This is a genomic window from Vibrio sp. GJ43-1 (assembly GCF_055808835.1).
Genome location: NZ_CM147885.1, coordinates 1798031 through 1819233, shown reverse-complemented (window position 1 = coordinate 1819233; position 21203 = coordinate 1798031). Strand labels below are relative to the sequence as shown.

At 43.3% G+C, this 21203-nt stretch carries 11 protein-coding genes and 6 pseudogenes; 12 read left to right on the top strand and 5 right to left on the bottom strand.

Annotated features, from left to right (window positions below):
• Positions 1–360 precede the first annotated feature (360 nt).
• The 9 genes and pseudogenes from AC0L66_RS25530 (at position 361) to AC0L66_RS25490 (ending at position 11345) form a co-directional block, all read left to right on the top strand.
• Positions 361–1239 (top strand): MalM family protein, encoded by an 879-nt coding sequence (locus AC0L66_RS25530; protein ID WP_473570028.1) that lies wholly within the window; start codon positions 361–363, stop codon positions 1237–1239.
• Between the two features lie 90 nt (positions 1240–1329).
• A pseudogene (locus AC0L66_RS25525) lies at positions 1330–2894 on the top strand (family 16 glycosylhydrolase).
• Between the two features lie 147 nt (positions 2895–3041).
• On the top strand, positions 3042–3641 hold the full coding sequence (locus AC0L66_RS25520) for a carbohydrate porin (protein ID WP_473570027.1): 600 nt from the start codon (positions 3042–3044) through the stop codon (positions 3639–3641).
• A gap of 8 nt (positions 3642–3649) precedes the next feature.
• Positions 3650–4396, top strand: coding sequence for a carbohydrate porin (locus AC0L66_RS25515; protein WP_473570025.1), 747 nt, complete (start codon positions 3650–3652; stop codon positions 4394–4396).
• A gap of 235 nt (positions 4397–4631) precedes the next feature.
• Complete coding sequence (locus tag AC0L66_RS25510; RefSeq protein ID WP_473570023.1) at positions 4632–5573, top strand: sensor domain-containing diguanylate cyclase; 942 nt, start codon at positions 4632–4634, stop codon at positions 5571–5573.
• A gap of 183 nt (positions 5574–5756) precedes the next feature.
• Positions 5757–7575, top strand: a pseudogene (locus AC0L66_RS25505) (extracellular solute-binding protein).
• A gap of 9 nt (positions 7576–7584) precedes the next feature.
• Positions 7585–8674, top strand: a pseudogene (locus AC0L66_RS25500) (microcin C ABC transporter permease YejB).
• On the top strand, positions 8675–9697 hold the full coding sequence (locus AC0L66_RS25495) for an ABC transporter permease (RefSeq protein ID WP_265674966.1): 1023 nt from the start codon (positions 8675–8677) through the stop codon (positions 9695–9697).
• A gap of 15 nt (positions 9698–9712) precedes the next feature.
• Positions 9713–11345, top strand: a pseudogene (locus AC0L66_RS25490) (ABC transporter ATP-binding protein).
• A 226-nt stretch (positions 11346–11571) separates the two neighbouring features.
• Here AC0L66_RS25490 and AC0L66_RS25485 read toward each other — a convergent pair.
• The 5 genes and pseudogenes from AC0L66_RS25485 to AC0L66_RS25465 all read right to left on the bottom strand — a co-directional run bounded on the left by AC0L66_RS25485 (position 11572) and on the right by AC0L66_RS25465 (position 17810).
• Positions 11572–11748 (bottom strand): hypothetical protein, encoded by a 177-nt coding sequence (locus tag AC0L66_RS25485; protein ID WP_473570022.1) that lies wholly within the window; start codon positions 11746–11748, stop codon positions 11572–11574.
• A 253-nt stretch (positions 11749–12001) separates the two neighbouring features.
• Positions 12002–12918, bottom strand: a pseudogene (locus tag AC0L66_RS25480) (LysR family transcriptional regulator).
• A 176-nt stretch (positions 12919–13094) separates the two neighbouring features.
• Positions 13095–14876, bottom strand: coding sequence for a MocR-like pyridoxine biosynthesis transcription factor PdxR (gene pdxR / locus AC0L66_RS25475; protein WP_473570020.1), 1782 nt, complete (start codon positions 14874–14876; stop codon positions 13095–13097).
• Positions 14877–15049: 173 nt separating this feature from the next.
• Positions 15050–16378, bottom strand: coding sequence for a 4-aminobutyrate--2-oxoglutarate transaminase (gabT, locus tag AC0L66_RS25470; protein ID WP_473570018.1), 1329 nt, complete (start codon positions 16376–16378; stop codon positions 15050–15052).
• Positions 16379–16381: 3 nt separating this feature from the next.
• Positions 16382–17810, bottom strand: a pseudogene (locus tag AC0L66_RS25465) (NAD-dependent succinate-semialdehyde dehydrogenase).
• 233 nt (positions 17811–18043) lie between these two features.
• On the opposite strand from AC0L66_RS25465, the gene AC0L66_RS25460 reads away from it, so the two are divergent.
• The 3 genes from AC0L66_RS25460 (at position 18044) to AC0L66_RS25450 (ending at position 21123) form a co-directional block, all read left to right on the top strand.
• Complete coding sequence (locus tag AC0L66_RS25460) at positions 18044–19060, top strand: TRAP transporter substrate-binding protein (protein WP_265674958.1); 1017 nt, start codon at positions 18044–18046, stop codon at positions 19058–19060.
• Between the two features lie 61 nt (positions 19061–19121).
• Positions 19122–19814, top strand: a complete 693-nt coding sequence (locus AC0L66_RS25455) for a TRAP transporter small permease subunit (protein ID WP_265674957.1) — start codon at positions 19122–19124, stop codon at positions 19812–19814.
• The gene (locus tag AC0L66_RS25450) at positions 19804–21123 is read left to right on the top strand and encodes a TRAP transporter large permease (RefSeq protein ID WP_265674956.1); all 1320 of its coding nucleotides are present in this window, start codon (positions 19804–19806) and stop codon (positions 21121–21123) included. Before AC0L66_RS25455 ends, AC0L66_RS25450 begins: the two co-directional genes overlap by 11 nt.
• Positions 21124–21203: the final 80 nt, after the last annotated feature.

The following is a 21203-nucleotide window of genomic DNA, read 5'->3' as shown; positions in this document are numbered from 1 at the left end:
AGGCAATCCGTTCATCCGTGTACAGAAAGGTTATTTTCAATTACTCTACTATTATCAAGAGTAAAAGGGGTTAGTTGCTTAACTTCTTGTATTTTTAACTGAATAGTTAATCAAGAAGTAGTTTTGTTTTTTCAGCAACTAAAGAAAGCGCTTTCTTTTTGTGTGCAGTACGATAGCGCAACTATCAAACCAAAGAATACGTTAATAGCGATTAACGTATTAAGCGTCTAGGCTGACCAGTTTTTGTCGGGATAGTGTTATTTGGGGGAGGAAGCATATGGGGATATGTGTACTCAGTTATCCCGACGTTTTTATTTTGAGTGTTGCGTGTTGCAGTTTGTAAAAGGCAAAGGAATGTATATGAAGTTACCATTACTAGCATCGATATTGCTTTCAACCGTCGTAGGGTGCACTCAAACGCCTCATCATTCAGATGTTTCTGGCACGAGCGCATTAGCGGCAGCTCCCTTGTGTTGTCAAGGCTATTCAGAGTTGCATTATCAAAAGTTGAGCCATACAAATGAGTTAACCATCGAACTGAGTCGTCGATCTCAAGCCTTCGAGCTTCCGACCGGGAAGTCGTTTGTTCAGGCTTATGACCTTTCAGACATTGGTAAAATTACTCGATTCGATGTTTATGCCAATATAGAAAACCACGTATTTGTACCTCAGGTTCAGCTACTTAATAGCAATTTTTCTGTTATTTACACAAGTACAAGTGATGATTTAGCTTTGGAAAAACAGACGATTTTGCATCCAGAGCGCTATCACTTATCGGTGTTGATGAATATGAACGAACACGCCAAGTATATCGTGATATACACCACACGAGCGTTACTCGGTGAAGAGACGTTGCGGCAGCTGCCAGAATCGTTTGCAGCGCAACGCAGTCAAAGTATTGAAATGCAAAAACGTGTACTTCAGCCGTTTTCGATTCATAGCGCCATTGGAAAGTTAACGCTGTCCATCGATCACATAGAAAAAAGGCTACCGCTTACATCCAAATCGGGACAAGTGGAGCACGTTGCACAAAAGGCTGCGCTACCTGCTATCACCGTCAGTTTATTTGAACAATATAAAGCCAGTTTAACTCAGCGAGACCTGAATAATTACGGCTTAGAAATTGTCGATTTGGTACAGGAAAATAAATTTGAAGAAGCCTTGTCGCTTGTTAATAGGGCAACGAATCCGGCGGTAGCCAAAAACATATTCATGCAATCTGTGAAATTGCACCCCTAATTTTAAATCGTAAACATAATAATATAATCAATCGTAAAGGCGGGTTCTTTCCATTGTAAAAAGGAAGGTGTCGTCGTACAGGGAATTAATATGATCAAGAATGTAACTACACGTTCCGCTTTATCTTCTGCGCTGCTCATTGCCTTATTTGGCTGTAGTTCTACCAGCGAACCACTGACATTTTCTAAAGAAGAATTGAATGATCCTACCAGCAGTCCTGATGCTGTTTGGAATATGGTTTGGAACGATGAATTCCAAGGGGATGAAATTGATAAGTCGAAGTGGAGTCATGAAGAGAATTGTTGGGGGGAGGGAATAATGAGCAGCAATGTTATACCAAGCGAAAAGTAAATTCATTTGTGGATAACGGAGTTCTGCATATTGTCGCCAAAGAAGGCAGCTTCACCGGACCCAATAATAATAAAGGTGATATGCGTTCAAAAGCGACATTGCCTTTCACCTCTGCAAGGTTACGTACGTTAAATAAAGGCGATTGGAAATACGGTCGTTTTGAAATAAGAGCAAGGTTGCCTCACGGTCAAGGCACTTGGCCTGCGATATGGATGTTACCGACGGACCAAAAATATGGAACGTGGGCGGCCTCAGGTGAAATAGACATCATGGAAGCGGTTAACCTAAAGGTACAAACTGACATAGAAGATGCCCCAGTAGGTGAATTAGAAAGTCGTGTATATGGCACGCTACATTATGGACGTCAATGGCCTGAAAATGTGAGCTCTGGTACCGATTATCACTTGCCAAATCAAATCAACCCTGCCGATGGCTTCCATACATACGCGGTTGAATGGGAAGAAGGTGAAGTCCGTTGGTATGTTGATAACATTCATTTTGCGACGCAACGGCAAGATGGTTGGTACAGCCAGTACAAAGAAAATGGCTCTTTGACCACCGCAAAGGAAAGTGCACCATTTAACGAACGTTTTCATATGTTGATAAACCTCGCGGTTGGAGGTTCTTGGTCAGCCAATCGCAATGAGGGCGGGATTGATAATGACATCTTCCCACAAACCTTGGCGGTTGATTACGTTCGCGTATTTGAATGTAGTGTAGACCCAGATACTGGCAAAGGGTGCGCTACCGTTTCAGATGACGCCAAGTTCGTAAAAGGAAATGCTGCGCCGCCTATTATTATTGCTGACAAGGATTACGGTAAAGGTACCGAACTGTCCATTTTTGGTGATGAACTAAATAAGCATCTTGTCGTGAGTGGTTACGATCCGGATGGTCAAGTTAGCGTGTCATTCATTGACGAGCCTAAACGCGGAAAAGTGATTGAATTAATTAAAAAAGGCAAAGTCGGTAATGCGTATTTCATCACTCCTGAACTCGATTTAAGTGATTGGGCGGAGAACGGTGAGTTGGTATTTGATATTAAAGTTCCGACGGTAAATAGTGAGTCTCAGTTATTAGTCAAAATGGACAGCGGTTGGCCACTTGCTGGTGATTATGAAGTGCCTTTGAAAGCGGGAGCGCAGTGGCAGGAAGTTCGAATTCCACTTTCGCAACTTGTGAGTAACGGTAACCGATTCGCGAAAGGAAGCACGGTGGATTTGTCTAAGGTCAAAAACTTACTCGTTTTAGAGCCCAACGCATCCCTGACCGTATTCTTAGATAACATCCGCCTTGTTCGTTAATTTTTAATCTAAATATCGCTAATACATCACGTTATTAGCGATATCAAATAAATACTAGCAGTTATATATCGCAGTGGTTAAGCGTCTTTATCAGAATCATTAACGATCACAAAGAAAGCGCTTACAATAAAATGGAGTGACATTTACATGAAAGTATCACGATTAGCGTTAGGCGTTGTTGCCGCTTTGAGCATCAATACCGGGGTTTTTGCACAAGAAACAGAAGGGTTTGAGTTTCATGGATACTTTAGGACTGGTGTCATTACCAGTGCAGAGAATGATTTCAAACGTTCAAACTACGCAGGGCAAAAAGAGACATTAGGTCGCCTTGGTATTGAAGCCGACAATGACTACAAGGCAAACTTTGCCAGTACGTGGGTATTTGAAGATGAACGCAGCTTCAAAATTCATATTGGTATTAGCAAAATTGGTAAAGAATCGGCGTTAACGTCTAGTGCGGATGCCTTTGATGCAGGTATTAGTAACGCATTTATCGAACTTAATGGGATCACCCCATCGGGTACGTTTTGGGCAGGACGAAGAGAATATGGCAAAGCCGATAACTACATATTCATGACCGATTTCTTTTACACTGACATGTCAGGAACGGGTATTGGTATTCAAGGTTATGAGCTCGGTGATTCTATTGTTGATTTAGCGTATATCGGTAGTGATCGAGTGAATGAGGATGTCGATCGTTGGGCGACTTCACTTAGGCAGCCGTTGGTAACAATGCTACGAATCTAAACAACTTAATGCATGCCCTTAATATTTCATCAACGTTTGGTAACTTAAAGTTATCAGCGTTGCTAAAAGCGATGCCAGACAACTGGGATACAACGGGTAAAGAGTGGGCGGAAACGGGTTACGACTTGACGGCTACGTATAATCTAAGCAGTTTCTTTGCTATCCCTGGGAATGGGTTTTCTAAGATAATAGTACAAGGTGGTAAGGGTCTAGGAGCGGGTAATCTATTAGGAGGAACAATCACAGATTATAATGCGTACCACCCGGGTTCTCTGGCACAAGGGCAGCATAATGACTGGGGAGCGGCAGGTGAAGCCTCGTATCTTCTTACCCAATTAGAAGAAGATGATACCTCTGCACGTGTATTATTGTGGGGTGGATATACATTTGACAATGGTGTGAGTTTGTTCCCTTCCATTCAAGCGCAATACAACGATATGGCAACGGGTGATGCCCGTACCGACGGTGGTTATAACTACTGGGCATCAGCAATGGTGAGACCCACGATACCAGTAAGTCAGCACTTTTATCTTCAAGGAGAAGCTGGCTACGTTTACAATAATTGGAATGGTAATTCATGGAAGCAAACAAAATACACTGTCGCGCCAACGTTTATACTTCCCACCTCACTTGGAGTGGCGCCAGAAATTAGACTACTTGCCACCTACCTTCCTGAGTCTTGGACGAGTAAAGATAGTAAAGGTGATGCGGCAAGCGACTTTATTGTCGGCTTTCAAGCCGATGTATGGTGGTAGAAACAACATCAATAATGTTATTAATGTTGTGAGCTTGTAGTGTTTAAGTGAGGCAAGAAATAGAAAGGCTGATTGATTCAGCCTTTTTTTGTGACATTAATTCAAAAAATGTGCAGTGCGTAACGAAATTAAACTTTTGACTTAGAAAAGTAGTTAAGACGCAGGAATAATCGGCAACTAGGGTTTAAACTCTAGCATTCGATATTCAATCCAATGCATTTTATAAAGCGAAATTATGCTCGATCTTATACTATCAGCACATCAAGGATCTCAAGAAGAGTTACTAGGCTTGTCAGAAGTCTTTGACGCTGTTGATGCGTATATTTTTATAAAAGATAGCCAAGGCAATTACCAATACGTTAATAAAAAAGCGATCGATACGTTTGGTGTGGGTCTGGATGGGATTCGAGGCAAAACAGATTGGCATCTATTTAGTTATGGTACCGCAAAGTTGATGCGTGCCAGTGATAAGCGAGTGATTGCCACCAGTAAACCTACCCAACAAAAGATCCCATTTTTTATTGGTGATGAAGAGCTGTACCATTTAACGGTCTCTTCACCCATTGTAAAAAATGGCAAGGTCTTGGGGGTTATCGGTTTTGCTGTCGATATATCGAAAGACATGGAAGAGCGCCAAACACTACTAGAAGAGGCCAATACGGACGGATTGACAGGCTGTTATAATCGTCGCTATTTGCATCTAGCGTTGGAAGAACAGCATCAAAAATATCACGATGACGGTACGCAATGTTCTGTTCTGATTATTGATGTCGACCGTTTTAAACCCATTAATGACAAATACGGCCACTCCGTCGGGGATAGGGTACTTGTAGCGGTGGTTAACGCCATCAATAAAGGTACCAGAGAAGAAGATTTATTGTGTCGCTATGGTGGTGATGAATTTGTACTTATTCTCCCAGATAGTAATCTCGAGCAAGCCTATTTATTGGCTAGCCGCCTTTCAAAAAAAATAGACGCATTAAGTTTCGTCAGTAGCAGTGGTAAAGCATTCGGCGTGTCATGTTCTATTGGTGTAGCGACGCATTCAGCGCTGGAAGGTAACATTATCGAGCGTGCTGATAAGGCGCTTTATGTCTCGAAGAAAGGCTGTAGTGGGCGTGTCCACATGTATTGTCCTGAGACGCAAGATATCCTAGCTTGCGACTTATGTGGCTAAGAATTCAGCACCTTTGCGAAGGTACTGCAAACTTTAATGTTAAATCATTTCTTAATCGACCCTGCCCCTTGAAAACCCCGTGAAATACAGCTATTTATAACAGTATAATCAAATTTACTTGTTGTTAGCTTGTGAGGGAAAGGACGCCTTAAGACGCCCTTTTTCTATTTTAGGGAGAAAGGGATGGCAGTATTGAGAAACGTTGCATTGGTTACGCTAGGGTTGTTCGCTACCAGTGCAATCGCCGCAAATACAATAGAAAGTACCACGTTGGTTGGTTTTGGTACCGCCAAGTATCCTGAAAACTTCACTCATTTTGATTACGTCAATCCAGACGCGCCCAAGTTTGGTAAAGTCACATATGGCCAAATTGGCACTTACGATAATTTTAATCGTTTTGCTTCACGCGGTGTTGCGGCGGCAGCATCTGGCAACCTCTATGACACCCTAATGTTTTCACCAAGCGATGAAATTAACGCTTACTACCCACTGATCGCTGAGCGAGTTCGTTACTCTGATGACTTTTCATGGATGGAAATCGATATCAATCCGAAGGCCCGTTTTAATGACGGTCATCCCATTACGGCGAAAGATGTGGAGTTCACCTTTAACAAATTTATGAAAGAGGGGGTGCCACAGTATCGTGCTTACTATAAAGATGTCGAGTCGGTCAAAGCGATATCTGAACTGACAGTGCGAATCGATATGTCGAGACCAAATAAAGAAAAGTTATTTGGTCTCGCCCAGAGTACGCGCGTACTGCCTGAGCACTTTTGGAAAGATAAGAACTTTGCAGAGCCTCTGACTGAACCTCCGGTAGGCAGTGGTGCGTACAAGATTACAGATTATAAACCGGGTCAAAGCGTGACTTATGAACTGGATGAAAGCTATTGGGCTAAAGATTTACCCGTGAACGTTGGTCGTAACAACTTTGCGACAGTCCAATATGATTACTATCGAGATGACACCGTGATGCTAGAAGCATTTAAAGCGGGTGAGTTTGACTTTAGACAGGAATCCAGCGCTAAATTTTGGGCCAGTTCTTATACTGGAGCGAACTTCGATAAAGGTTATATTAAAAAGGAAGAGATAGAACATCACAAACCAATGGCCACTCAAGCCTTTGTGTTCAATATTCAGCGTCCCGTATTTAACGATCCGCAGGTCCGTGAAGCATTAAACTATGCGATGGATTTTGAATGGATGAACAAGAACATGTTCTATAACCAGTATACTCGAACACGCAGCTACTTCCAAAATACTGACTATGAAGCGAAAGGGCTACCAAGCGAGGCTGAACTGACTATTCTTAATGAGTACAAGGGTAAGATCCCTGAGCGAGTATTTAGTGAAGAGTATAATCCTCCGGTGACTGATAGTTCTGGTCGAATTCGTCCTCAAATGCGTAAAGCATTCGCACTGCTAAAAGAAGCAGGGTGGGAGCTAAAAAATAAAGTGATGACGAATGTCAAAGCCAAGCGAGAAAATGAGTTTTGAATTGCTTATCTATAGCCCAACGACAGAGCGCTATGCGATTCCTATTCAGAAAAATATGCGCGCGATGGGTATAGATATGAGAATTCGTACCATCGACACGACGCAATACACTAAGCGGCTGAGAGATCGTGACTTTGACATGGTTTCTTCTTCTTATTTTGCTAACCCTTACCCCAACTCTGACCTTAAAATAGTGTGGAATTCGAACTTCATTGATTCGACTTACAATACTGCTGGCGTCATGGACCCTGTTGTTGATGCGCTAACGGATGAAATTGCCGATCATCAAGACAACCCAAAACAGCTTCTCGCATTAGGTCGTGCACTCGATCGAGTATTGCAATGGAATTACTACATCATTCCTCAGTGGTACATCAAAAAATATCGTGTGGCGACATGGGATAAATTTGAACGCCCTGATGTCCTACCTACTTATGACCTAGGTATTGATACCTGGTGGGTATCTAAAGAGAAAGCTGAAAAGCTTCCTGAAAAGCGTAGATAAGAGGACATTATGGCGGCCTATATTTTCCGGCGACTATTGCTGGTTATCCCAACGCTTTGGGCAATCATCACCATTAATTTCTTCATTATTCAGGTCGCGCCTGGTGGATAGAGTAGAGCAAGCTATCGCTCAAATGCAGGGATTAAATTCAGGTGTAATGGAGCGTTTTAGTGGTGGCGGTAAGGAAGTAGAACTGGATACTAGTTCTGATGATGTATCGACTGGGTATAAAGGGTCGCGTGGCTTAGACCCAGAAGTCGTGGAAGCGATCCGTAAGCAATTTGGTTTTGATAAGCCTATCCACGAGCGCTATTTCGATATGCTGAAAAATTACGCCATGTTTAATTTTGGTGAAAGCCTGTTTCGTGGTGGCAATGTTATTGATTTAATTAAAGACCGCCTTCCTGTCTCCATTTCATTGGGATTGTGGAGTACGTTGATTATTTACTTAATCTCGATACCGTTAGGCATCTTTAAAGCCATTCATCATGGTTCTCGGTTTGATATTTGGTCCAGTGCCATGATCATTATCGGTTACGCGATTCCCGGTTTCTTGTTCGCTATCATTTTAATCATCCTATTCGCCAGCGGGAATTATTTCAGTTGGTTCCCATTGAGGGGGCTGGTGTCGAGCAATTTTGATCAGTTGACGTGGTACCAACAGATTATTGATTACTTTTGGCACTTAACTTTGCCGATTCTTGCGATGGTAATTGGTGGCTTTGCCACACTCAGTATGCTGACTAAGAATTCATTTTTAGATGAAATTAACAAGCAATATGTCGTGACTGCTCGAGCCAAAGGGTTAGATGAAAACAGCATTCTTTATAAGCATGTTTTTCGTAACGCCATGCTGATTATTATTGCTGGCTTCCCAAGTGCGTTCATCAGTATTTTCTTTACGGGCTCAATGCTTATTGAGGTGATGTTCTCGTTAGAAGGAATAGGATTGTTAGGTTTTGAATCAACCATTCAACGAGACTACCCGGTGGTATTTAGCTCTTTATATATCATGACGCTCTTAGGTTTGATTTTGAGTATTATTTCTGACTTAACCTATATGTGGGTCGATCCACGTATTGATTTTGAGGCGCGATAGATGGCAGCGAATCCGCTCACGCACGCAAGATGGCAGCGTTTCAAAGCCAACAAACGAGGTTTCTGGTCAACATGGATCTTTTGTCTACTGTTCTTTTTAAGTCTATTTGCGGAGTTTATTGCTAACGATAAACCGCTATTGGTTGAGTATGATAATCAATGGTACTACCCAATATTTAGCCAATACGCAGAAACGGAGTTTGGTGGTGAGTTTGAAACAGAAGCCGACTATACCGACCCTTATGTCAGCGATCTTATTGAAGAAAATGGCTACATAATTTGGCCACTCATTCGTTTTAGCTACGATACGATCAATTACAACATTGTCGCATCGGTTCCGTCGGCACCCGATTCTGCCAACTGGTTGGGAACCGATGATAAAGGTCGGGATGTCTTAGCGAGGATAATTTATGGTTTTCGTATCTCAGTATTGTTTGGTGTTATTTTAACCATAGTGTCGAGCGTTATTGGTGTGGCAGTAGGTGCTACGCAAGGCTATTACGGCGGTTGGATTGATTTAATCGGCCAGCGCTTTATTGAAGTTTGGTCGGGCATGCCAACATTGTTCTTATTGATTATCTTGTCGAGCTTTGTTGAGCCTAATTTTTGGTGGTTACTGGGAATTATGGTGCTGTTTAGCTGGATGAGTTTAGTGGGGGTCGTGCGGGCTGAGTTTTTGCGATGCCGCAATTTTGACTATGTAAAAGCCGCGCATGCCATGGGAGTCAGTGATAAGCGCATTATGTTGCGGCACATGCTACCCAATGCAATGGTCGCTTCGTTAACTATGATGCCATTTATCTTATCTGGATCGGTGACGACTTTAACGTCGTTGGACTTTCTTGGCTTTGGTCTACCTGCGGGTTCCCCGTCATTAGGTGAATTGTTGGCGCAAGGAAAAGCGAACCTTCAAGCGCCTTGGCTTGGGCTGTCAGCGTTTGCCGTTCTTTCTATCATGCTGACGCTATTGGTGTTTGCTGGCGAAGCCGTTCGCGATGCCTTTGACCCACATCGACAGGGCTAATACTGAGATTTCATTATGAACCAAGACAATACAGCCCCAACAGAAGTTAGACAAGAGAAGCCAAGCCACGTACTGGTTATAGACAATCTTTCCGTTGGCTTTGGGCGTGGTAAAAGTGTTGAGCAGGTGACGAATAAGGTTTCCTTAAGCATTCAAAAAGGGGAAACCTTAGCTCTCGTAGGAGAAAGCGGTTCCGGCAAGTCCGTCACGGCCAATTCAGTCCTCAAGTTGCTGCCGAAAGGTTCAAGCCATTACCTAAACGGTACGATTACATTTGATGGTATCGATATATTGTCGTGCAGTGCTCGTCAACTTCGCGGCATTCGTGGTGGTCGAATTGGCATGATTTTTCAAGAACCAATGGTGTCCTTGAACCCTTTGCACAAAATAGGTAAACAGCTGGTGGAGACATTGGCTATTCATCGCGGCATGAGAGCAACCAAAGCGGAAGCTTTAGCCGTGTCGTGGTTAAAAAAGGTGGGAATACGGTCTCCTGAGCGTAAGATTTCGGCCTATCCTCATGAGTTGTCAGGTGGGGAACGTCAACGCGTTATGATCGCGATGGCGTTAATTAATGAACCTGAATTACTTATCGCCGATGAACCGACGACGGCTTTGGATGTATCAGTACAAGCCCAGATATTAGATTTACTAAAGGAGCTGCAACAAGAGCTTGGTATGGCGATGTTATTCATCACTCATGACCTGAGTATTGTACGACGTATAGCGGACCGAGTCGCCGTAATGAAAGACGGTGAACTGGTAGAAGTTGGGCCTTGTCGGCAAGTCTTTACTACGCCGTCACATCCCTATACCCAAAAACTGATTGATTCAGATCCAAGAGGCCTGCCAGTTGAAATTGAACCTGACGCGAAAACACTCCTGTCGGTCAATGATTTGAAAGTGTGGTTCCCGATAAAAGGGGGCTATTCAAAAAAGTCGTGGACCATGTCAAGGCGGTGACGCAAATGCAATTTCAACTCAAGAGAGGGCATTCCATTGGCTTGGTCGGCGAAAGTGGTTCTGGTAAATCGACAACAGGTATGGCGATACTTAAACTCGTGCAAAGTGAAGGGATAATTGAATTCGATGGGCAGGATATTCAACGCTTAGATAGAAAAGGAATGTTACCTTATCGAAGCCGTATGCAGGTGGTCTTTCAAGACCCGTTCTCAGCGCTTAATCCTAGAATGTCCGTTGCTCAGGTGATAGGAGAAGGGTTGCGTGTTCATTTTGAACATGACGAAGCGCAGTTAGACCGCCTGATTTGTGATGTGATGAAGGAGGTCGATCTAGACCCAGACACACGCCACCGTTACCCCAACGAGTTTTCGGGGGGCAGCGACAGCGTATTGCTATCGCAAGGGCTCTCATTCTAAAACCAGAGTTTATTCTTCTGGACGAGCCAACCTCTTCATTAGACCGCACAGTGCAAGCTCAAGTGCTCGACTTATTGAAGTCATTGCAGACTAAGCATGGCTTGACGTATTTGTTTATTAGCCATGATTTAAATGTAGTGAAATCGCTGTGTCACTACACAATTGTGATGAGAAATGGTGAGATTGTGGAACAAGGTGACACACAAATGATGTTTTCCGCGCCTCAGCATGACTATACCAAAACCTTGGTTTCGTTGTCGTCGTTTTGAAAAATCCCCTTAACAAATAGTGCGTTAAGGGGAGAGAGTCACCGATGAAACGTGTGAAACTAAACAACTAAACAACTAAACAACTAAACAACTAAACAACTAAACAACTAAACAACTAAGTAATTAGGTAACTAAGCAGCTAAGTAACTAAGTAAGATAACCAGCTCAGAAAGAATGATGACTAAAATGGTTAACATCGCTAGGTTGATAATCAAGTGCATCGGAGTTATTTAAAGTTGAAGTTAAAACCAAATTCATAGCTGCCTTCTGTCGTTCTTGGTTCGCCAGGGCGAACACGGTGCTGACCATATCGATATTTGACGTATGGTTCGATGTATTTCGGCTTAAAGGTTAACGTGAAGTCAGCATGCAAGATATTAGGTTCTAAGTCTGTGTATGACATAATTCTTTCATGATTAAGTGAATAGCTAAAGTTCAGCCAGTCTATCGGGGTATAGCTGGTCCCTAGGCTGGTTTTCCACTCTTGATGAGGGGATGCGCCTGTCTTTAGGATTGTTCCTAGCCGATGGAGAGAAGTATATGGATGAGGTTAATTGAAGACTAATGAAAGGGTTTCATTAGGGAAATAACATTAAGTTATTAATAAATAAACATAATCTCATTAATAACCGAGGGTTATTAATGAGATTATGGGGTTAAGCAGTCAGTGTTAGATGTAATTTCTTACGTAACCACTGCGTGGTTGCATTATTTCTATTCTTATAGTGGAAGAAGGTATTGATGTCGGTATTCACCCCTGCGTTTCCAAACAAGATTGGCAGTGAGCGTAAGCCGGAATTTTCTTCAAGGTTAAGGAACATCGAGGCAGGGAAGAGAATGTCGGAGTTTTTTACCACATCAATAACAGCGGAAGGCAGTTCAGACCGAAACACGACATTAGGCTCTATACCTCTCATGAGGAGCATTTTCTCGGTATTGGATAAATTGGAGTTCCAATCCGCAGCAATAAGGGTCGCTATCTCAAATTTCCCACCATCTTGCATGTCAATCTCATCTTTATCAAAAGGGTGATCTTTACGTATAAAGGCGCGAAAAGTGTCGGTGGTTAGCTGAGTTTGTACCAGCTCTTTTGGCGCATGAGCAATAGAGTAATTGAGACCAAGCTGTACGTCATCATTCACGATATCTTGTAGCGTGGTTTTGTTCCAATTGAGTAACTGGATCTGAACGTTTGGCGCTTCTTTTCTTATTGATTGAAATAACTTACTGGCAATCCCTGATAAAAAAAGGGAGATATGGCGATTTTAAGCGAACCATCTAGTTCACTCGGATCAAACTCTGAGGAGTGATTTACTGCGTGAGAGAGTTCATCCAATATTGGACTGACAGACTCGGCAAGGATATTGGCTTTTTCTGTTGCTCGTAAACCATGATGGGTTTTGACAAACAGCTCATCGCCAAAATGATCTCTGAGCCGCTGTAGTGCTTTACTCACCGCTGGCTGGGAGACAAATAGTCGTTCAGCGGCTTTTCTCATATTGCGCTCTTGATTCAAAATGATGAAGGTACGCAATAAATTGAGGTCGAGATTAGAAAATAGGTCTTTGGCCATGGGATATCCTTATACAGCGTACAACATCTTCATAGTAAGAATAAATGTTCATTGGTGCAAAGAGTTATTAATGTGCGTTACAAAAAATATGTTTTCTTTTTGTAACCGCAGTGTTTATTAGACAGTGCGGGAAAGCTCTGATTAGGTCGAGTTGGGTCCGAGTTTGCTCGTTGATATTACCAAGCCTCAGAGGGCGATATTTTGCCAGTATTGACACAAAATCCATTGCGATCGAACCGTTTTAGTTGATGCCCATCTAGGACGAGTCTGACTTCACGGATGTCGGCAAACTGCCATGTTTTCCATTGATAAAACATAGTATTACCTTCTACCCACCAGTAACCTTCATCTTCATCGTTAGGCCTATCCGATACGCCATGCATTCGTCCATCCGGTTGAAATTCAATGCGGTATGGAATATTAAAGCAGTCACTAGTCAGCACCGTGTGATGGTCGAATAGTTTCCTTATTTCAGAGCCAGAGAGCTGCTGACCTTGAGTATCAGCGATGTGTTCTAACGGTAGTATTTTCCTCGCCACTTCCGATAAACGCCTAATGCCTTCTCTTATGTCACTTTCTTCAATAGAACTGAAACTCAACCGAAAGCTGCTTTTTTTGTCATCTTCAATGTAGTACTGGTCACCAGGATTGATAAGAATTCCTATTTGTTCAGCCTTTTCATAAAGTGTATTGGCATCGAATCTCGCATCATAGTTTAGCCAAAAAGAGGTGCCAGCTAAGGATGGGACGACGCCGGATTGGGGGAAATAGTAGTTTAATGCTTTTTCCATGGTTAACCATTTACTGCGAAGTTTTTTTAACCGTCTTTGCATTAAGGCATCATAATATCCGAGGCTGATGAACAGCGCCAACGTGTGGCAGTTGTTTTTCGGAGGGTAGGTATGACTTAAGCGTTGCAGATGTTTTGCTCTTTTAATAAATTCTGGTGCAGCGACAATGAACCCAATGCGAAGTCCTGGAGCAATGGTTGATGAAAAGCTAGACAAATAGATAATTCTTTCGCTTGAATACTCGCCTTTTAATGCAAAGGTATTTTCTTCAATAAAGCAAACCTCGTGTTCGAAGTCATCTTCTACAATTAGGAAATTGTGCTGCTCAGACGCCTCAACAAGCTTTTTACGTCGTTCTGAAGATAACCGTACGGTGGTAGGGAATTGATTGCTCGGCGTTGTGTATACAATATCGCACTGGTTCAATGGCTCGCCGATAACTAAGCCTTGACCATCTACATCGAGCGGCTGTAGTCGTGCTTTCCTTGATTCAAATTGTGCCCATGCTTCAGGGTACCCCGGATTTTCAATGCCGATAGTTGAAGTGTCACTCGTCAGGAGCTTGGCAATAAGGTTTAAGCTTTGTTGGCTGCCGATAGTGACCATAATTTCGTCAGATTGCACATAAATGCCCCGGCGAGGTAACACACGAGTTCGAATTTGCTCTACCAGATCGTCGTAATCGTTGTCGCTGGATGTCCATTGTCTACTGTTGGTTTTGTTGAGCGATTGAATACTGCATTTTCGCCATTCGTTCACAGGAAATAATGAGTGGTCCATCATTCCGTGAACAAAGAGGTAGGGGTAATTTTTCAGGTCTCTAGGGGCTTCTTGATGCCATGATGGTTTAACTTGTATGTAGTGGTTCCAATCGATGGTTTGCTTGACTGGCTGTGTTCTAGGAATCGTCGATACACTGATATCTGGATTAACAAAATAGCCTTTTCGTTCTTTGGATATAAGAAAACCATCTTCGCTGAGTTGGTCATAAACACGCAGAACGGTATTACGGGAGACTTTAAGATCTTGAGCCAGTTTACGAGATGAGGTTAGGGGTACAGACGCGTTGATGAAACCATTAGCAATCGCTTGAGTGATCCCTGATTTAATTTGGTCTTGTAGCGTCAGGTGATGGTTAGCATCTAGCTGAATGTATTGCTCTAACATGCACGCTCAGTATTGATTTATCAGTTAATATAGTTAATTAGTATTGATGATATATTTCTTTATAGATGAGACTTGGATCTCAATGGTTATAAAAAACATAGACATACGACTAAGGTCTAGTGGTTACACACCAAACGCCGTACTGTTTGATGTGTAACGAATGATAGCCTGATTTAGGGTTGACCGTTGGTAAGTAAACAGGCTTTTACCTGCCTTAGGCCCTTATCAATGAGTGAGAACTCAATAGTAAGTGGTGGTAAGAATCGAATAACATTCCCCTTTACGCCACAGGACAGAACGATAACTCCATTTTCAGCACATGTTTGGACGATTGATTTAGTGAGCTCGGTGAGAGGGGAGCCATCGCCTGGATCGTTCAGTTCAATGGCGATCATAGCGCCTAACTGGCGTATGTCCCCTATTTGCGGGCATTGATTTTGAATCTCAATGAGTTGTTGTTTAAAAAGAGTTCCGACTTCTTCAGCTCTGGCACATAAGTGCTCTTGGTCGATGATGTCTAATACGGCGAGTCCAGCAGCACAAGCAAGTGGTGAGCCAGCGTAAGTACCACCTAAACCTCCCGGTGGTGCAGCGTCCATGATGTGTGCTTTACCTACCACAGCAGAAATTGGGAACCCACCTGCAATACCTTTTGCCATAGTAATGAGGTCCGGTTCGATCGCTAGGTGCTCTGTGGCAAACAGTTTGCCAGTTCGAGCAAAACCAGTTTGAATTTCATCACAAATCAACATGATGCCATGTTCATCACAGAGACGTCGAAGCGATTTGGCCCAAGTCACTGGAGCCTGATAGAAACCACCTTCACCCTGAACAGGTTCCAAAATAATAGCGGCGACGCGTTCAGGTTCAATGTCACAAGCAAACAGATCATCTAGAGCTTGGAGGCTTTGTTCTTCACTGACACCGTGATATTGGTTAGGAAATGGCGCGTGATAGATGTCACCAGGAAACGGCCCAAAGTGACGCTTGTATGGAGTGACCTTTCCGGTGAGCCCCATGCATAAATTGGTTCTTCCGTGAAAGCCACCACGAAAGGCGATGACGCCGGAACGCTTCGTATAGGCTCTTGCGACCTTAACCGCATTCTCAACCGCTTCAGCTCCTGTTGTGAGAAAAACAGCTTTTTTATCGTTTGAAATGGGGGTTCTATCGATGATTTTTTCGGCTAACTCGACAAAGCTTGTATAGGGCGTCACCATGGCGCAAGTGTGGCTAAACCGCTCAAGTTGTTGCGCTACGGCTTGTTGAATTTTTGGATGGCTGTGCCCAGTGTTTGTGACGGCAATTCCGGATGCAAAATCAATATAATTTTTCCCTTCTATATCCGTAATGGTGGCATTGGATGCCGACTGGACGAAAATCGAGGTCAAATTCCCCATGCCTTTTGCGATCACGGCTTCTTTTCGTTGCTGCCACTGTTCATTGGTCGAAGATTGCGACCGAGTGGCGCCTTGCTGGGCGGTCATGTTCGATTCTTGCATGTGCTATAGCCCTCCAAGGCAAATATATTTAACACTCATGTACTCATCAATACCTTGCTTGGCACCTTCTCGACCAAAGCCAGATTGCTTGACGCCACCAAATGGGGCTACTTCGGTTGAAATGATGCCTTCATTAATCCCAACCATGCCATATTCAAGTGCTTCTGCGACACGAAAAGCTCGGTTGAGGTTACTGGTGTAGAAATAACTTGCTAAACCGTAGATGGTGTCATTGGCTTGGATAATAAGGTCGTCTTCATCTTCGAATGCAATAACGGGTGCAACTGGCCCAAATATTTCTTCTTGAACGATATCCATCTGCGAAGTGACGCCAGTCAGAATGGCTGGATCCATAAATTGTCCCTGCAACGACGTACCACCTTGGCTCAAATGTGCACCTTGCTCTATGGCCCTTTGAATGATTTTGAGTACATTATTTTTGGCGTTTTGGTCGATGAGGGGACCTATGGACACGCCGTCATCGAGCCCATTCCCCACTTTCAAATGGCTTACAGCGTCGGTTAACTTAGTTACAAACTCATCATGTATCTTGCTGTGAACATATAGCTAGGTTGGCGCAGACACAGGTTTGGTAGGCATTGCGAAATTTAGATGCCAGTGCACCTTGGACAGCTGCATCAATATCCGCATCTTCAAAAACAATAAAGGGGGCGTTACCTCCAAGCTCCATGGATGTTCTTTTTACCGTTTGTGAAGTTTGCTTAATGAGGTGTCTTCCAACTTCTGTTGACCCGGTAAATGACAGTTTTTTGATGTCGGCATGACTGCATAAAATATCGCCAATCATTACCGAAGAATGATTGTTGACCACGATCAGCAGTTCTCGGGGGAGTCCCGCTTGATAGGCTAGTTCGGCAATAGCGTATGCGGACAGTGGCGTTTGGTTTGCTGGTTTTACGATAAAGCTGCAACCTGCGGCGAGTGCGGGTGCGGCTTTACGTGTAATCATCGCAATAGGGAAATTCCATGGCGTGATTGCTGCCGCGACACCGACGGGTTGCTTGATAGTCATGGTACGTTTGTTGCCCGCTGGGCTTGGGATTGTTTCTCCGTACGTGCGTTTTGCTTCTTCGGCAAACCATTGGACAAATGAAGCGCCATACATGACTTCTCCTTTCGCTTCCGTTAACGGTTTACCTTGTTCCAATGTCATTATTCTGGCGAGGTCGTCACTGTTTTCAATAATTAGGTCATACCAGCGTTTGAGCACCTTTGCGCGTTCGGATGCCGTCGTCGCTGCCCATTGCTTCTGAGCAATCTTTGAGCGCTCTATGTCATCAAGTAGCATTTCGGCGGAGATTGACGGGATATGTGTCAGGCGCTCTTGAGTGGCGGGGTTGTAAACCGATATAGCGTGGTCGCTGGGTTCACAGCATGCTGCAAGTAATGATTTGTTAATTATATGTTCCATTCACTGATTCCATGTATTGACCTGAATGCAATAAGAGTAGGAATAGTTGGCGGGGATTTTTAGTGCCAGATGCGCGTTTCTTATGGTACCAACGGTTTGTAGCTGGTACCACATGAAGTCGGCAACTGGTTCTAACACCAATTATTTCAGACTTCTATATTGATTATTGAAACATTTACGCAACATATCGGATGAATGTTAATTGCAATCAGCACATGGAACGGGGAAGAAAAATGTCGAACAGTAATGGAAAAAAACTACTGAGTAGCCTACTTGCAACTGCGATCGGTGTTACGTCACTAGCCGCCTCAGCCGCCAGTTATGCCGCTGAACATAACTGGCGATTTGCTAACCTTTACGGACGCGGCACGGCGTATGGAGAGGTATATGAAAATCTAGCAAAGAATATTGAAACGATGTCGAATGGACGAATTGAAGTTCAAGTTTTGTATTCAGGCGAAGGTGTGGGAACAAGTGGTATTTTGTCTTCCGTTAAGTCTGGTTTAGTAACGATGGGGGCGCCATTCCAGTCAATGCATGCGGGTGAACTCCCCGCTGGTGTGGTTGAAATTGGTTTGCCTGGTGGCACTGCAGATGTTGGTAAATTAAGTACATTGTTCCATGAAAAAGGCTGGTCAGACACGTTAAAGGCGGCTTATGGTTCGCAAGGAATGACATGGCTTGACCCGTATATTCAACCTGCGGTTTATATTATTTCAAAAACAGAGATTAAGTCGATTGAAGACTTTAAAGGCATGAAAATTCGTGCGCCCGGTGCTTATGGCAAATTCTTACGTAATTTAGGTGCTTCACCTGTCACCTTGTCATGGAGTGAGATATACACCTCATTAGCGACAGGCGTTATTGATGCCTCTATTGGGTCGAATATGATTGATCACCGTGATGGTAATCATGTAGAAGTGGCTAAATTCATGTATCCATTGCCATTGGCTGGCGCGCAGGTACTTCCTATTGTCGTCAATACAAAGGAATACAATAAATTGCCTGAAGATCTTCAAGCAATCGTAAAAGCGGCAACAACGATTCACGCACAAGAACAAATGACTAAGTCAATTTTGTGGGAATCTCAAGCCGTAACAGAAATGGAAGGCAAGGGACTGAAATGGAGCCCGCAACCTTCAGAAGCGGATACGGCGGCGTGGAAAAATGCGGGTCAATCACTAGCAAAAGAGTATGCCAACCAAGATAAATACTCGAAACAGTTAGTCGAACAGTTAGAAAGTCTGTAGAAGCGTGACTGAAAAAGGTGGTGCACAATGCTCCGCCTTTTTTCTTTTCTAGGAGGTTGAGATGTTAGAAAAGTTATTGGTGGTTTATTGCCGAAGTGTACGTTACATCGTGTGGGCCATTGGCCGTACGGTGTCTTTCTTTATGCCTGTTTTGGCGGGCGTTGTGGCATTTGAAGTGTTTGCCCGATATGTATTAAATTCGCCAACAATATGGGCTTATGATACTTCTCTGTTCTTGTTTGGCTATATCTCTGCATTGGGAGGGGCTTATGCACAACAAAAGCAGTCACATATTAATGTTGATATTCTTTATTTAAAAGTGCCTGTATTTGTTCGACATTGTTTTAGCCTCATTACCATCATTCTTGCGGTCGGTTTTCTCATCGTAATGGCAAAACTATGTTTTGAAAAATTCCTCGAGACGTATCAATACGGTTTCAAACGTCAAACTGAATGGGCGCCGCGGGTGGACCATTTTTGGCTCATGATGGCAGTGGCTGCAGTGATTTTTATAGCTGAATATTCCGTACAGTTTATTTGTCATCTTTTTGCATTGATAACAAAACGTGAACTTATTCCTAGTGCCTATGTGGATCATTTGCATGCGGCTCAGCATCAGCCCGACAACGCTGATACAAAGAAAGCTAATATTACTGAACCCGACGTGACGGGGGATGCTGAATATGCTGACTCACAAAGCAAAACTCACCCAATATCAGACAGTATTATCGTAGGGGAATCTCGTGGGAATTGAAGTATTAACACTGGTGTTGCTTAGTTGCATTCTAGTCATGTTTGCGTTGGGAGCACAGGTAGGACTAGCGCTTGCTGGCATTGCGATGGGTATAGGGTATATGACGTGGGGAGACGCGTTGTTCAATATTATTCCTACCACGGTTGAGTCGACATTTTTTAGTTTTATTTTGCTTGCGATCCCTTTGTATATTTACATGGGGCAATTACTGACTCGCTCAGGTATTGGTGATGCCATGTTTAATGCTAGCCAACTTCTCATCGGGAGAGTCAGAGGGTCGCTTGCAATCAGTGTTATTGGCGTATGTTCGATGATTGGTGCCATGGTGGGAATTATCGGTGCAGGAATTATGACGTCAAGCAGTATCGCGTTAAAGCCGATGCTTGATAGGGGATACGATAAAAAACTGGCGCTAGGGGTTATCATGGCTGGTGGTTCGCTGGGTATTCTGATCCCGCCGAGTATTCCAATGATCATGTTTGCTGCCGCTACGCAAAATTCAGTGGGTAGGATGTTTTTAGCCGCAATGGTGCCCGCACTTATCACGATCACATTACTGATCGCTTACGTAGTGATTAGTTGTAAATTAAACCCGAGCCGAGCGCCACTCGATACTGAAAATGATATTGAAGTGCCAAAAGGGTTTGAGTTGTTTAGAACCATACGAGACGGGTTGTCTTCATTAGTTCTCATTGTTGCTGTGTTGGGTAGTATCATTATGGGAATTGCTACCCCAACCGAATCGGGGGCAATTGGTGTCGTTGGGGCGATCATTCTAGCGATACTGTTTAAACGTTTTAAACCACAAATGATGCATAAAGCAGGTGTGCAAACCGCGCTGTTAGTGAGTGTCGCGATGTGGATAATTTTAGGTGCGTCGATATTTAGTAACTTCCATCTACTGATGGGAGTACAAAATATGGTGTCTAACTTTGCAACTAGCATTGATTTACCGCCAATTATGATCATTATTATGTTTCAGCTGATAATGCTATTTCTTGGGTTTATTATCGATGAGTTCATTATTGTATTAATGTGCGCGCCAATATTCACTCCTGTCGCAGTAACACTTGGATATGACCCTATTTGGTTCGGTGTTCTCATGATTTTAAATATTGTAGTGGCAGTACAAACACCACCTTATGGCTTTGCGCTTTTTTATCTTAAAGGGATTGCGCCGAATGGGGTAACCATGATGGATATTTATCGTTCTGTCACGCCGTTTATTTTAGTGCAATTAGTTGTACTGATAATATGTATGATGTTTCCCGAGTTAGTACTATGGTTGCCAAATAAGGTAATGAATTAGTGTTTGATAGTTAACTTGAGGGTTCGCCATTATGGGTACGGGCGATGCAGTACTTCTTCTGATGTCGTGTCCCTCAGGAT